Raw genomic sequence first — 14,649 nt, forward strand, 5'->3', positions numbered from 1 at the left:
GGCGGCCGACCGGTTCTTCGGTCGGCCGCCTTCTCTGTCTCTGAGCGACCCGCCCCACCAGTCCGGGCGTCCGGCAGGTCAGGGAAGGATCTCTCTCACCCTCCAGCCAGCCGTGGTCCGCTGCAGTTGAACGGTGAATCGTTCCACGGTGGGCGTGGGGGATTCCGCCACGGTGTCCCCGCTGGACGTCACCGTGCGATAGGGACTGATCGTCAGTTCGACCGGGACAGTGGCCGTCGAGGCATCGGCCTGTTCGATCGCGCCGGTGACCGCGGTCTCCAGGCGCAAGCCCTCGAAACGAAGGCCCTGCGCTTCCAACTGCTCCTGCAGGCCGACATCCTCGGCGAAGGCGGGCGAGTCCGGCAGGCTGTACACCGCCACCTGCCGGCGGTCCAAGGACGTGAGTGCCTCGGTGCGAGCCTCCCCTAGGGACTCCGCCACATCGGCGACCTGTTCCATGCCGAGTCCAGTCGTCGCGGCCGGCTCCGGGGAACTGGAGGCGGCTTCCTCGCCGGCCTCCGGCGTCGTCGTGGCGGCGGGAACGTTCGCCGCTGCCCGGGCCGGCGGGTCCTGCACCGGGTCCGGCTCGGGGGCAGCCAGGTACAGGCCCGCCGTCACGGCAACCCCGAGGGTGGCGGCCACTCCCCCGCCCAGCATCCAGCCACGCCGGACCGACCATCCGCGCCGTCCGCGTCTTCTGCGCTGACCGCGCTGTCTACGAACCCTGCGTCCGCCGTCGTGTCCCTCGCTCTCCCGACGGCGGGTGGGCAGTTCCATCGCCACGTCCGGGCCGGCCGCGGGGTACAGGTCCACGGGGACCGGGGTGGCCCATCGGTAGCATGCCATCGCGAACCGCTCGGCGGTGGGGCGACGAGCGGGATCCTCCTCCAGGCCGGCCTCCAGGAGCTCGACCACGTCCAAGGGGATGTCCGGCACGATCAGGGGCAGTGGAGCCCGGGATGCGGTGGCGGCCGGCGCACGTCCGGTGAGCGCAAACCACCCCACGGCGGCCAGCGAGTACACGTCTGCCGCGGGATTCAGCCCGGGGCTGTCTCCGTCCGGAGGCCCGGCGACGCCATCCTGGTCGAGTTCCGGGGCGGAGAACCCCGGCGTCCCCAAACGGCGGCCGGGGCCACCCAGGAGCCGCGATGATCCCAGGTCGGAGACGGCAGGACGGCCCATGACCGTGAAGAGAATGTTTCCCGGCGACACGTCACCGTGGACCACGCCGCGCTCATGGAGGGCCTGCAGTGCCTGGGCGACCGGCACCAGCACGGTGACGACCTGGCCCAGGGGCAGCGGTCCGGCAGCCCGGACCAGGGCGCCCAGCGAGCCGCCGGGATGATACTCACTGAGCAGGCCCGGACCGCGGTCGGTGGACACCACCCCCAGAGGGCGCACCACGTGATCATGGTCCAGCTCTCCGACAGCCCTCAACTCGATGTCCAGCAGTTCGGCCGCCGCCTCGACCCGGTGATCCGGGATCTTCAACGCCGCTTCAGAACCCTCCGCGTCGGCCACCAGCCAGACGGTGGAGTTGCCTCCACGCCCCAATTCACGCCGGACCTCCCAACCGGGCACCTGAGGCCACGGCGTCGACGATTCCATCGGGTCTCCTTCCGGCCAGCACGCGTCATCCTGCGTCATCCATCCTGCCGGTCCCCCGTCACCTCTGCAGGGGTTATCCACAGCCTGCGGGGGCAGGGCTACAGTGGAGGCATGCCCGCGACGACCATGCCTCCGTTCCGCGTCCTGGGACTCTCCCCGGACACCGTCGACTACCTCACGGCGTGGAACCTCCAGCAGCAGCTGCACGCAGAGGTGGTCGCAGGATCCTCGAGTGGCTCCGTCCTGTTCCTGGAGCACACCGCCGTCTACACCGCCGGCAAGCGCACCGAGCCCCAGGATCTCCCGGACGACGGCTCACCCGTGGTGAACGTGGACCGCGGCGGCAAGCTGACCTGGCACGGCCCGGGGCAGCTGGTCTGCTATCCGGTGGTGCGACTGGCAGACCCGGCCGCGGTCAAGGACTATGTCTGGTTCCTCGAGGAGGCCATCATCCGCACCCTGGCCGACCACGGCCTGACGGGTGAGAGGGTCGACGGCCGCTCCGGCGTGTGGATCGTCGGCGATTCCGACGGGGGCGGCCGGCCCCGGCCGGACCGCAAGGTGGCCGCCGTCGGACTACGGGTCAACCATGGCGTCTCCATGCACGGGTTCGCACTGAACTGCAGCAACTCCCTGGAGCCCTACGAGCACATCATCGCCTGCGGCATCTCCGATGCCGGCTCCACCACCATCTCGGCCGAGACCGGCCGGACCATCACCCCGGCAGACGTGCTGGCAACGGTCCAGGAGCACTTCGCCGCACTGGCACCGGGACACATCGCCCCCGTGCCCCAGGGCCTGCCGGCCGGAACCGCGGACGGCAACGCAACGACGAGAACCCTTGTGGAAGGAACACCTCAGTGAGCGCATCCCCCGACGGCCGCCGACTCCTGCGCGTGGAAGCACGCAACGCCGAGGTCCCCGTGGAACGCAAGCCGGACTGGATCAAGGCGAAGGTCGAGATCGGTCCCGAGTACATCGACCTCAAGAACAAGGTGAAGTCCTCCGGACTGCACACCGTGTGCGAGGAGGCCGGGTGCCCCAACATCTTCGAATGCTGGGAGGACCGTGAGGCGACGTTCCTGATCGGCGGCGACACCTGCACGCGCCGCTGCGGCTTCTGCGACATCGCCACCGGCAAGCCCGAACCCCTGGACCTGGACGAGCCGCGCCGCGTGGCCGAGAACATCCGCGAGATGAACCTGCGCTACACCACCGTCACGGGGGTGGCGCGGGACGACCAGAAGGACGGTGCCGCCTGGCTGTACGCGGAGACCATTCGCAAGGTCCACGAGCTGAACCCGAACACCGGCATCGAGATCCTGCCCCCGGACTTCGGGGCCGACCCGGATCTCGTCCAGGTGGTCTTCGACGCCCGACCAGAGGTCTTCGCCCACAACCTCGAGACCGTGCCGCGGATCTTCAAGGCCATCCGCCCGGCCTTCACCTATGAGAAGTCCCTGCGCGTACTGTCCATGGCCAAGGCCGATGGCCTTCTCACCAAGTCCAACCTGATCCTGGGCATGGGCGAGGAGGACCAGGAGATCGATCAGGCCCTCATGGACCTGCACGAGGCCGGCTGCGACATCATCACGGTCACCCAGTACGTCCGCCCCTCGAAGCTGCACCATCCGATCGACAGGTGGGTCAAGCCCGAGGAGTTCGTGCACTGGTCCGAACGCGCCGAGGAGATCGGTTTCGCCGGCGTCATGGCCGGCCCCCTGGTCCGCTCGTCCTACCGCGCCGGCCGCCTGTACGCCACGGCCATGCGCAAGCTGGGCCGTGAGATGCCGTCGAACCTGTCCCACATCGAGGAGTCGGGTTCGACGCGCCAAGAGGCAGCATCGCTGCTCGCGGGCCGGTAGACTGGGGCCACTATGGCCAAGAGCACTGATTCCGCAGCTTCCTCCTCCCAGTCGACCCGCGAAAGCCTGAGGGCGGTCAAGGCCGCCCAGAAGGAACGTCGCCAACAGGAGAAGATCCGGGCCAAGGGGAACAAGGCCGAGACCAAGGCACGCAAGAAGGCCACGAAGAAGCCGGGCGTCTTCAAGCAGCTCGGTGAGGTCTTCTCCATGACCCGGGCACACGACCCCAAGGTCGTGCTGTGGATGGCACTGGCCTTCGTCGGCGCCCTGGTCGTCGGCCTCGTCGTCGGCCTGCTGCTGAACAACTGGATCACCTGGCTGCTCATCGCCATCCCGTTCGGCCTGCTGGCCGCCGTGATCATCATGAACCGGATGGCTGAGCGTGCCGCCTTCGCCCGGATCGACGGGCGCCCCGGAGCAGCCGGCGCAGCCCTGTCGACCCTGCGCCGCGGCTGGATCGTCCCGGAGCAGCCGGTGGCCGTCAGCCCGAAGACCCAGGACGCGGTCTTCCGTGCCGTGGGCCGCCCCGGCGTCGTCCTCATCACCGAGGGGCCGACCACCCGCGTCCGCCCCCTGGTGGAGAAGGAACGCAAGAACATGCAGCGCTTCCTGCCGAACGTCCCGATCCAGGTGCTCGCGACCGGACACGGCGCGGACCAGGTGGAGCTGCACGACCTCTCGAAGACCCTCAAGCGGATGAAGAAGACGCTGACCAAGCAGGAGGTCCAGGCTGTCGACAAGCGGCTGAACTCCCTGGGCTCCACCAAGATGCCGATCCCGAAGGGGATCGATCCCTACCGCGCCCGCCCGGACCGCAAGGCCATGCGGGGCCGGTAGCCGGCGTTCGCCGCTGAGGGGTCTGCGGGGGCAAGAGGACTACATCCGGATCTCCACGGTGCCGGCCAGCCGATCGTGGAGTCCGCGTCCGTCCGGGTCGGTCAGGGCCGGCGGCACCACCAGGCACAGCAGCACGGTGCGCAGGACCACTCGCAACGGCTTGGCCATGGCGCCGCCCAGGCGGACCACCTGGATCCGGGCCACGCGCTTGCCGATCGTGGTCCCGAACAGACTCAGCAAGAGCACGTGCATCAGGGCGAAGAACCCGAGCGTCACCAGCGGATTCCCCTCAAACCACACGGCGGAGATGATCATGGCGATGAACCAGTCGATGAGGAGGGCCAGGATGCGCCGGCCCCATCCGGCCATCGACGTGGGGCCGTCCTGGGCCAGGCCCAGCCGCTCACCGGGCCAGCGGCCCCGGGCGTTCGGGCGTGCTGTGCCGCCCACCCAGCCGGCCATGTCCCGCCGGGTCACCAGGGGTTCGTCAGGATGCCGTCCGGAGTCGCGTCGCCGGGAACCGGCCACAGGATCGTCGCCGGAGGAAGGGGGTGTCTGGGGGGTTCGTGCCACGGCTCCACTCTACCGATCCGTGAACTCTTCGGCGTTCCGGCGGACCCGCCAGGAGCCCCACCAGGATCCCTGCCGTCCGGGCTCTCCGGAGAGGCGAGGGCGGACTCCGCGTTACACGCCGGAAACACATCCGACACGATCGGGTCACGGCATCCCGATAAGGTGGGGGCACTAGCCGAACCCCGAGGAGCACACCAGATGTTCAGCACCGCCCAGGAAGTCCTGCAGTTCATCCAAGACGAGGACGTCGTCTTCGTGGACGTCCGTTTCACCGACCTGCCAGGCGTCCAGCAGCACTTCAACCTCCCCTCGAAGGCGGTGGACGAGGACTTCTTCGTGAACGGCCAGCTGTTTGACGGCTCCTCGATCCGCGGCTTCCAGGGCATCGCCGAATCGGACATGCAGTTGATCCCGGACGTGGCCACTGCGTACCTCGATCCCTTCCGCGTGGAGAAGACGCTCGTGATGAGCTTCTCGATCGTCAATCCGCGGACCGGAGAGCCATACCACCGCGATCCTCGCGGCGTCGCCCAGAAGGCTGAGGAGTACCTGGCCTCCACCGGTATCGCGGACACCGCGAACTTCGCCTCCGAGGCCGAGTTCTTCATCTTCGAGGACGTCCGCTACCAGTCCACGCCGAACCACAGCTTCTATTCCGTCGATTCGGACGAGGCCTGGTGGAACTCCGGCCGCCAGGAGGAGGGGGGCAACCTCGGCCACAAGACCCCGGTCAAGGGCGGCTACTTCCCCGTCTCCCCCGTGGACAAGCAGGCGGACCTGCGGGACGCGATCTGTGTGGCCCTGGACGAGGTCGGCCTCGAGGTCGAACGCTCCCACCACGAGGTCGGCGCCGCCGGCCAGGCTGAGATCAACTACAAGTTCAACACGCTGACTCACGCCGCCGATGACCTGATGAAGTTCAAGTACGTGGTGAAGAACACCGCGGACGCCTTCGGCAAGACCGCCACCTTCATGCCGAAGCCGGTCTTCGGTGACAACGGCTCCGGCATGCACTGCCACCAGTCGCTGTGGAACGCCGGCGAACCGCTGTTCTACGACGAGAAGGGCTACGCCAACCTCTCGGACACCGCCCGCTGGTACATCGGCGGACTGCTCAAGCACGCCTCGGCGATCCTGGCCTTCACCAACCCCACGGTGAACTCCTACCGCCGCCTGGTGAAGGGCTTCGAGGCTCCGATCAACATGGTGTACTCGCAGGGCAACCGCTCCGCGGCCATCCGCATCCCGATCACCGGCTCCAACCCCAAGGCCAAGCGCCTGGAGTTCCGCGCTCCGGACCCGTCCGGCAACCCCTACCTGGCCTTCGCCGCGCAGCTGATGGCCGGCCTGGACGGCATCCGCAATCGGATCGAGCCGGCCGAGCCGATCGACAAGGACCTCTACGAGCTGCCCCCCGAGGAGGCCGCCACCATCCAGAAGGCCCCCGCGTCCCTGGAAGAGGCCCTGCGCGCGCTCGAGGAGGACCACGAGTTCCTGCTGGCCGGTGATGTCTTCACCGAGGACCTCATCCAGGCCTGGGTCGAGTACAAGCGCGAGAACGAGATCCTCCCGCTGTCCATCCGCCCGAACCCTTACGAGTTCGAGCTGTACTACGGCGTGTGACCGGTCCCGGCCCTCAGGCCGGAGACCACGCGACTGACTGACATCATTCGACGACGGCGGCGCCTTCGGTGACCTTGTACGGTCACCGAAGGCGCCGCCGTCGTCGGTACCGGTCTGTGCCGGCCGGTGGGAATAGAACCGCACCCCACACGGCTGTGCCTTGGAGGAAGAACCCCCGTGAAAGGTGCCCTGTGAGCTATCCGCTGTCCATCCTTGACCTGTCCACCGTCCTCCCCGGGCAGCCCGTCGCAGAGGCCGTGGCCGCCAGCGTCGAGTTGGCGCAGAAGGCCGAGGAACAGGGCTTCCACCGGATCTGGTTCGCCGAGCACCACAACTTCCCCTCCATCGCGTCCTCCGCCACCTCGGTGCTCCTGGCCCACGTGGCCGCCCACACCGAGAGGATCCGGCTGGGCTCGGGCGGCATCATGCTGCCGAACCACTCTCCCCTGGTGATCGCCGAACAGTTCGGCACCCTGGCGGAGATCCATCCCGGCCGGATCGACCTCGGGCTGGGGCGCGCCCCTGGCACGGACCAGCGCACCATGATGGCCTTGCGCCGCGAACCCTCGGCGGCTGACACCTTCCCGCGGGACATCAAGGAGCTGCAGGGCTATCTTCGGGGAGAATCCCTCATCCCCGGCGTGGATGCCTTCCCGGGGCACGGAACGAACGTCCCGCTCTACATCCTGGGATCCTCGCAGTACGGCGCACAGCTCGCGGCGGCGCTGGGACTGGGCTACTCCTTCGCCTCACACTTCGCCCCCCAGATGCTGGAACACGCGGCCACGATCTACCGGGACCGGTTCGAACCGTCCGAGAGCGTCCCCGAACCACACTTCATCGCGGCGCTCAACGTGATCGCAGCGGACACCGAGGCCGAGGCGCATGCCCAGCTGGAGACCGCCCACCGCCACCGCATCCGCCAGATGCTCGGCCGGGGCCGTGACCTGAGCGAGGATGACGTCACCATGCTCCTGCACTCCGCCGGCGGCGAACAGGTGCTCTCCATGATGAAGTACACCGCGGTGGGCACCATCGAGACCGTCAAGGCCTACCTGGATGAGTTCCGTGAGCGCGTCCAGGCCGATGAGCTGATCATCACCAATGCCGCCCCGGACCTGGCGGCCCGGCACCGCACCCTCGAGCTCCTCGGTGAGCACATCATCCGGCGGTGATCCCCGCGGCCGGAGGGTGACGATTCCGTTGCGATCCCACTCCCACGTGGCCTGAGGGCTATTCCCGTCCGGCCCCCCACGGTCATGGTGGTCGCATGAGACGGACACCGTTCTCGAACGGCCCGTGGGTGGCCATCACCCGCGAGGAGATGGCGGAGGCAGGTTGCCAGCGCTAGGGGTCTTCTTCGATGCCGCGGCCCACGCGCTCGAGTACGGCCAGGCACTGGAGGTCGGGGACGCTTAAATCCCGTAGAAGTGCTTCTCGAAGACCTGCCGGGCGTGACGGGTGGACCGCAGGTAGTCCTCCTCCAGCTGGGCCGCCTGGCCGAGCTCGTAGCCGCACCACCGGGCCACGGCCTCCAGGTCCTGGCGCTTGGCGGGCAACATGTCCGAGGGCTTGCCGGACCAGACGATGTTCCCAGCCCGGATCCGGGTCGCCAGGTGCCACGCGCGGTCCAGCACCTCGGCGTCCTCGGCCGGGAGGAGTCGCTCCTGGACGAGGACCTTCAAGGCCGCCATGCTGGACGTCGTCCGGAGCGCGGGATACTCGGCCGCATGCTGCAGCTGCAAGGTCTGGATCAGCCACTCGACGTCCGTGAGGCCGCCACGGCCCAACTTCAGGTGCCGGGCCGGGTCTGCCCCTCGGGGCAGCCGTTCGGCCTCCACGCGGGCCTTGATCCGGCGGATCTCGCGGATGGCCGCCGGTCCGGGGTCCCCGGCGTAGCGCACGGAGTCCGACCAGGTGGTGAACTCCTCGGCCAGCTCGGCGCTGCCGGCCACCGGCCGGGCCTTCAGCAGGGCCTGCACCTCCCAGATCTCGGCCCAGCGGCGGTAGTACTCGCGGAAGGAGTCCAGGGACCGGGCCAACGGTCCCTTCTTGCCCTCCGGCCGCAGGTCCGCATCCATGACCAGCGGTCGCTCGCCCAGCACCGGCGGCTTGCACGGCCGGGTCAGGAGGGACATGACGAGCTTGGACAGCTCCACGGCCTGGCGTTGGGCGGCTTCCGGGTCGGCACCGTCATGGGGACGGTGGACGAACATGACGTCCAGGTCGGAGCCGTAGGCGATCTCCCGGCCTCCCTGGCGTCCCATGGCCACCACCAGCAGGTCCGTGAGTTCGACGTTCCGGACCGTGGCCGGGCCATTCGCCGTGTTGGTCCTGTTCGCGGTGGACGTGCCCGTGCTGCTCGACCCGTTCGATCCGTTCGAGACCGTCCCGGTGTCCGTCGAACCGCCCGGGCTCCCCGTCCGGTGGTCGGGGTGGCCGAAGAGGGTGTTCTCCGCAACGTGCAGCGCACCCAGCACGGCCGCGCGGTCGGCGTCGGAGAGCGCACGGCCCACGGTGTCCCGGTCCAGCAGCCCGGAGGCATCGGCGATAGCAGTCCGCAGGATCTCCCGCTGTCGGATGAGCCTGATCTGGCGGATCGCCTCCTCCGGATCAGGGTGCCGGGACATCTTGGCCTGGATCTCCTGCCACTGCGTCTCGAACGGCATGGGGACCAGCTCGCGGTCCCGCCCCAGCCAGGCGGCGGCCTCTGGCCGATGCTCCAGCATGTCCGAGATGTAGGAGGATAGCGAGAGGATCTGGCACAGCCGCTCGGCGGCCGCCGATGAGTCCCGCAGCATGCCCAGGAACCATGGTGAGGAGCCCAGCGATTCCGAGAGCCGGCGGAATCCCAGCAGGCCGCCGTCGGGATTGGGACCGTTGGCCAACCAACCGAGCATCACCGGCAGCAGTTGGCGCTGCAGCGCCGCGCGGCGGGACACCCCGGTGGTGAGGGCCTCGATGTGCTTCACCGCGCCGGCCGGATCCTGGTAGCCCAGGGCGGCGAGGCGCTGGCGCACCGCCTCCGGGGTCAGTTTGGCCTCATCGGCGGACAGCGCCGCCGTGGTGGACAGCAGCGGCCGGTAGAAGATCTTCTCGTGCAGGGAGCGCACGCCCTTGCGGGTCCGCTTCCAGAGTGAGGTCAGGGCCGCGGCATCCGAGGGGCCGGGTTCACCGGGGCCCTTGGCCGCCCGGGCCAGGACCCACAGGGCGTGCGGCTTGTCCGGCATGAGGTGCGTCCGGCGCAGGTGGACCAGCTGGATCCGGTGCTCGAGCAGCCTCAGGTACCGGTAGGCGCCGGCAAAGGACTCGGCGTCCGAGCGTCCGATGTACGAGCTGTTCTCCAGGGCGTCAATGGCGTCCAGGGTGTTCCGGACCCGGACGGACTCCTCGGTCTTGCCGTGGACGAGCTGGAGCAACTGGACCGTGAACTCCACGTCCCGCAGGCCGCCGGCCCCCAGCTTGATCTCCCGGTCCCGGTTCTGATGGGCGATGTTGTCCAGGACTCGGCGCCGCATCTGCTGGACGGATGAGACGAAGCCGTCCCGCTCCGAGCTGGTCCAGACCAACGGCCAGATCGCGTCGATGTACTCACGGCCCAGGTCTGGGTCGCCGGCGATGGGCCGGGCCTTGAGCAGGGCCTGGAACTCCCAGGTGTGGGCCCAGCGGCGGTAGTACTCCCCATGGGACTCCACCGTGCGGGACAGTACCCCGTCCTTGCCCTCGGGGCGCAGGTTCGCGTCGATCTCCCACAGGCCCTGTTCAGGGGCCCCCGCCGTGGTGTACTTCGAGATCCCGGAGACCAGGGCCGTGGCGATGACAGCCGCGTGATGGTCGTCCTCCAGGCCTGAGGCGTGGACGAAGATGACGTCTACGTCCGAGATGTAGTTCAGTTCCCGGGCGCCGCATTTGCCCATCCCGATGACGGCCACATCCACCCGGTCTGCGTCCTGGCCGAATTGCTCGACGGCGTCCGCCCGGGAGGCGGCGAGGCCCGCCTCGATCGCGGCGCCGGCCAGGTCTGCCAGCCACGCGGAGACCGCCGGCTCCGACTCCCGCGGATTCCGCCCCGTCAGATCCTGGATGGCCAGGGCCGTGAGCTGCCGGCGATAGGCGATCCGCAGAGCCGCGGCTGCCTCCTTGCCGCGGAGCGTGGCCACCGGGCGGGCCGCGGCGGCATCCGCCCCGACAGCCTCCAGGAGCAGAGTCCGCAAGGGGGCCGTGTCCGCCGCGAGGCCGTCCGGTCCCAGGGCGGGAGCGGTGCGGGCTGCGCCGGCCGGGTCCACGAGCAGGTCGATGTGATCCGGCCGGCGGATGAGGAACTCCCCCAGTGCCTCGGAGGCGCCCAGCAGTCGTGCCACCGCCCGGGAACGCACCGGGTCCTCCAGCACCCCTACCAGGGTCGGGGCCCGCTCCAGCAGCCGGACGAACAGGATCAGGGCCTGGTCCGGGTCCGGGGCGTTCGCGAGGACGCTCACGATCTCCTGCTGGTCCAGGGATCCCAGTTCCGGGGAGGCCAACAGCTCGCGGGCGCGGGCCCAGTCGGAGAAGCCGGCACTGACCAAGGACTTCCGTCCGGGCCCGCTATTCTCCGATGCCGGGGTGATCATGCCGGATCAGAGGATGCCGAGATTGCGCTGCAGTTCGAACGGCGTGACCTCGACCCGGTACTCGTCCCACTCCTGGCGCTTGTTCCGCAGGAAGTTCTCGAAGACCGTCTCCCCCAGCACCTCGGCCACGAACTCGGAGTCCTCCATGATCCGCAGGGCGTCATGCAGGGTACCGGGCAGCGAGTCGTGGCCCAGAGCCCGGCGTTCCGTGGAGGTGAGCGCGCTGATGTCCTCGGCGGCGGCCTCCGGCAGCTCGTACTCCTCCTCGATTCCCTTCAGGCCGGCGGCCAGGAGGACCGCGTAGGTCAGGTACGGGTTCGCGGAGGCATCGATCCCTCGGTACTCGACGCGAGCCGAACCGGCCTTGTCCGGCTTGTACAGGGGGACACGGACCAGGGCGGAACGGTTGTTGTGGCCCCAGGACACGTAGGACGGAGCCTCACCGCCGCCCCAGAGACGCTTGTACGAGTTCACGAACTGGTTGGTGATGGCCGTGATCTCCATGCTGTGGTGCAGCAGCCCGGCGATGAACCGGCGCCCCGTGGTGGAGAGGTGGAACTCGGCACTGGGCTCGAAGAATGCGTTCGAGTCGCCCTCGAACAGGGAGAAATGGGTGTGCATCCCGGAACCGGCATGCTGGCCGAACGGTTTCGGCATGAAGGTCGCGTAGTTGCCCTGGAGCTGGGCGACCTCCTTGATCACGGTGCGGAACGTCATGATGTTGTCGGCCGTCTGCAGGGCATCCGCGTAGCGCAGGTCGATCTCGTTCTGCCCGGGACCGGACTCGTGGTGGCTGAACTCCACCGAGATGCCGATCGCCTCGAGCATGTTGACCGCGTGGCGGCGGAAGTCCGTGGCGACGCCGCCGGGCTCGTGGTCGAAGTACCCGGCCTGGTCCACCGGGACGGGCTGGCCGTCCGGGCCGGGGTCCTTGGACTGGAGGAGGTAGAACTCGATCTCGGGGTGCGTGTAGAACGTGAAGCCCATGTCCGCGGCGCGGGACAGCTGACGGCGCAGCACCTGGCGGGGATCGGCGGCGGAGGGCTCTCCGTCCGGGGTGAGCACGTCACAGAACATTCGCGAGGTGGGCTCGTCCTCGCCGCGCCACGGCAGGATCTGGAAGGTCGAGGGGTCCGGCTGCAGCAGCATGTCCGACTCGAAGATCCGGGTGTACCCGTCGATCGAGGACCCGTCGAAGCCCAGCCCCTCGGCGAAGGCCCCCTCGACCTCGGCCGGTGCCAATGCGACCGACTTCAGCGTGCCGGTCACGTCGGTGAACCACAGTCGCACGAAACGCACGTCCCGGTCCTCTATGGTCCTGAGGACAAACTCCTGTTGGCGATCCATGTCTCTGGCGGCCTCCTGTCGGATCGTGCGAATGCTCCCACTGTAGTGTGCCCGGCCCGGTCAGCGCCGGATGACGGGCCGCTAGACTGCGGCCATGGCTGAGAAAGAAACCGCGCCCTACGCCGCACCGACTCCTGCCCGTTACCGCACCGTGCACCTCCAGAGGGCCAAGGATGACGGCCGGCGCTTCGCGATGCTCACGGCCTACGACTTCCAGATGGCCCAGGTCTTCGACGACGCGGGCATCGAGACGATCCTCGTGGGTGACTCGGCGGCCAACACCATGATGGGCCATGCCACCACCCTGCCGATCACGCTCGACGAGATGATCGTCTACGCCGGATCCGTGGTCCGCGGGACCCGTCACGCCATGGTGCTGTGCGATCTGCCCTTCGGCTCCTATGAGCTGTCCCCCCAGCAGGCGACCGAGAGTGCCATCCGGCTCGTCAAGGAGGCCGGCGTCCACGCCGTGAAGATGGAGGGTGGAGTCCGCTACGCCGAGCACGTGCGCATGATGACGGACGCCGGAGTCCCCGTCATGGCCCACATCGGCTTCACCCCCCAATCCGAGAACGTCCTGGGCGGATACCGGGTCCAGGGCCGCACCGAGGGCGCCGCCGAGTCGATGGTGCGCGAGGCGACCGTGCTGCAGGATGCCGGTGCCTTCGCCGTGCTGATGGAGATGGTCCCCTCGGACATAGCCCGCCAGGTGGACGAGGCGCTGCGCGTGCCCACCGTCGGCATCGGGGCCGGGCCCGCCACCACCGGCCAGGTCCTGGTGTGGCAGGACATGCTCGGCCTGCGGACCGACAGGATGCCGCGCTTCGTGAAGCAGTACGCAGACCTGCACTCGGTGGTCTCAGCGGCGGTCACCGACTACCGCCGGGACGTGCTCGAGGGCACGTTCCCGGCAGCCGAGCACGGCTTCGAGTCCTGACCGGGCCGGCCTACCCTTCCTCCTCCTCCGCGTCATCCCAGCGCTCGTTGTTCGCCTGCACCTGCGCGATGGCGCCCTCGGCCTCGGTGCGGGACTGGTAGGGCCCCAGCAGCTTCGACCAGTCTGACTGCGGGCCTTCCTCGACCTGCTTCGTGATGACGTTGTACCAGTATTCGCTCATGGGCTCACCCTATCGGCGCTCCAGCCGGCCCGCCCGGTGCCTTCGGCGGCGATAGGATCGAGTCATGTCCCACAGCCCTCAGACGAACACCCGTCCCGCCTCGACCGCCCCGGCTCCCTCGGGGCCCTCGACCAGCCACAACGGTCCGGCCCCGGAGGGCCCGATGCGGGGCGAACCGGGCTCCAAGGCGCCGGTGGGCACCCTGACGCCGGGCGTCGTCGCTCCCGCCCTTCCCGTTCCGGCGCACATCGAGCGGCCGGAATACGTGGGACGGACCACGGCGGACGAGGGCAACGGCTCTGACGTCTACGATGCCGAGGGGATCGCGAAGATCCGCGCGGCCGGCCGGATCGCCGCCCAGGCCATGGAGGAGGCAGCCCGGCACATCGCCCCCGGCGTCACTACGGGTGAGCTGGACCGGATCGCGCACGAGTTCATCTGCGATCACGGCGCCTACCCGTCCTGCCTCGGCTACAAGGGCTTCCCGAAGGCCATCTGCACCTCGCTGAACGAGGTGATCTGCCACGGCATCCCGGATGACACCGTGCTGGAGGACGGGGACATCGTCAACCTCGACATCACCGCCTACCTGGACGGGCACCACGGGGACCACAACATGACCTACCTGGTCGGCACCGTGGATGAGGAGTCCCGGCTGCTGGTGGAGCGCACCCACGAGGCCATGATGCGCGGCATCAAGGCCGTCCGCCCCGGTCGCGAGATCAACGTCATCGGCCGGGCCATCGAGTCCTATGCCAAACGCTTCGGCTATGGGGTGGTCCGGGACTTCATCGGCCACGGCGTGGGCCGTGAATTCCACTCCGGGCTCGTCATCCCCCATTTCGATGCCGCCCCCGCGCACAGCACCGTGATGGTCCCCGGCATGGTCTTCACCATCGAGCCGATGATCACCCTCGGCACCATCCGCTGGGACATGTGGGACGACGACTGGACCGTGGTCACCCGGGACCGTCAGCGCACCGCACAGTTCGAGCACACCCTCGTGGTCACGGACGACGGCGCGGACATCCTGACGCTTCCCTGACCGGCCCACCTCTCGATCCCTGA

General features: G+C 68.8%; 12 protein-coding genes. 7 read left to right on the forward strand and 5 right to left on the reverse strand.

From position 1 onward, the window contains the following. Positions 1-78: 78 nt before the first annotated feature. Positions 79-1,608: a serine/threonine-protein kinase gene (locus BOSE125_RS07350; protein ID WP_159551319.1), complete on the reverse strand. Its 1,530-nt coding sequence runs from the start codon at positions 1,606-1,608 to the stop codon at positions 79-81. Between the two features lie 111 nt (positions 1,609-1,719). On the opposite strand from BOSE125_RS07350, the gene lipB reads away from it, so the two are divergent. From lipB to BOSE125_RS07365, 3 genes are read left to right on the forward strand one after another with little or no spacing between them, the layout of a single operon-like run. Further along, positions 1,720-2,472: a lipoyl(octanoyl) transferase LipB gene (gene lipB, locus BOSE125_RS07355; protein ID WP_159551321.1), complete on the forward strand. Its 753-nt coding sequence runs from the start codon at positions 1,720-1,722 to the stop codon at positions 2,470-2,472. After that, positions 2,469-3,473 carry a lipoyl synthase gene (gene lipA, locus BOSE125_RS07360; protein WP_159551323.1) on the forward strand — a complete coding sequence of 335 codons (1,005 nt, stop codon included), beginning with the start codon at positions 2,469-2,471 and terminating at the stop codon, positions 3,471-3,473. The genes lipB and lipA overlap by 4 nt, the downstream gene beginning before the upstream one ends. A gap of 12 nt (positions 3,474-3,485) precedes the next feature. After that, the gene (locus BOSE125_RS07365; protein WP_159551325.1) at positions 3,486-4,310 is read left to right on the forward strand and encodes a DUF4191 domain-containing protein; all 825 of its coding nucleotides are present in this window, start codon (positions 3,486-3,488) and stop codon (positions 4,308-4,310) included. Positions 4,311-4,349: 39 nt separating this feature from the next. On the opposite strand, the gene BOSE125_RS07370 is transcribed toward BOSE125_RS07365, so the two are convergent. After that, complete coding sequence (locus BOSE125_RS07370; protein WP_371300579.1) at positions 4,350-4,883, reverse strand: RDD family protein; 534 nt, start codon at positions 4,881-4,883, stop codon at positions 4,350-4,352. 198 nt (positions 4,884-5,081) lie between these two features. Between BOSE125_RS07370 and glnA (BOSE125_RS07375) the strand changes: the two genes are divergently transcribed. After that, complete coding sequence (gene glnA / locus BOSE125_RS07375) at positions 5,082-6,506, forward strand: type I glutamate--ammonia ligase (protein ID WP_159551327.1); 1,425 nt, start codon at positions 5,082-5,084, stop codon at positions 6,504-6,506. A gap of 191 nt (positions 6,507-6,697) precedes the next feature. Then, entirely contained in the window at positions 6,698-7,681 is a 984-nt protein-coding gene (locus BOSE125_RS07380) for an LLM class flavin-dependent oxidoreductase (protein WP_159551329.1), read from the forward strand. Between the two features lie 240 nt (positions 7,682-7,921). Here the strand turns inward: BOSE125_RS07380 and BOSE125_RS07385 are convergent, their stop codons facing one another. Both BOSE125_RS07385 and glnA (BOSE125_RS07390) read right to left on the reverse strand, forming a co-directional pair. Further along, a complete protein-coding gene (locus BOSE125_RS07385; RefSeq protein WP_159551331.1) occupies positions 7,922-11,116 on the reverse strand; it encodes a bifunctional [glutamine synthetase] adenylyltransferase/[glutamine synthetase]-adenylyl-L-tyrosine phosphorylase in 3,195 nt (1,064 codons plus the stop codon). 6 nt (positions 11,117-11,122) lie between these two features. Next, complete coding sequence (glnA, locus tag BOSE125_RS07390; RefSeq protein ID WP_159551333.1) at positions 11,123-12,463, reverse strand: type I glutamate--ammonia ligase; 1,341 nt, start codon at positions 12,461-12,463, stop codon at positions 11,123-11,125. Positions 12,464-12,557: 94 nt separating this feature from the next. On the opposite strand from glnA (BOSE125_RS07390), the gene panB reads away from it, so the two are divergent. Continuing rightward, complete coding sequence (panB, locus tag BOSE125_RS07395; protein ID WP_159551335.1) at positions 12,558-13,400, forward strand: 3-methyl-2-oxobutanoate hydroxymethyltransferase; 843 nt, start codon at positions 12,558-12,560, stop codon at positions 13,398-13,400. Between the two features lie 10 nt (positions 13,401-13,410). On the opposite strand, the gene BOSE125_RS07400 is transcribed toward panB, so the two are convergent. Beyond that, positions 13,411-13,581: an SPOR domain-containing protein gene (locus tag BOSE125_RS07400; protein WP_159551337.1), complete on the reverse strand. Its 171-nt coding sequence runs from the start codon at positions 13,579-13,581 to the stop codon at positions 13,411-13,413. A 163-nt stretch (positions 13,582-13,744) separates the two neighbouring features. Here BOSE125_RS07400 and map point away from each other — a divergent pair, with 163 nt between their 5' ends. Then, positions 13,745-14,626 (forward strand): type I methionyl aminopeptidase, encoded by an 882-nt coding sequence (gene map / locus BOSE125_RS07405; protein ID WP_159554888.1) that lies wholly within the window; start codon positions 13,745-13,747, stop codon positions 14,624-14,626. Positions 14,627-14,649: the final 23 nt, after the last annotated feature.

This window comes from Citricoccus sp. K5, from assembly GCF_902506195.1.
Taxonomy (GTDB): Bacteria; Actinomycetota; Actinomycetes; order Actinomycetales; family Micrococcaceae; genus Citricoccus.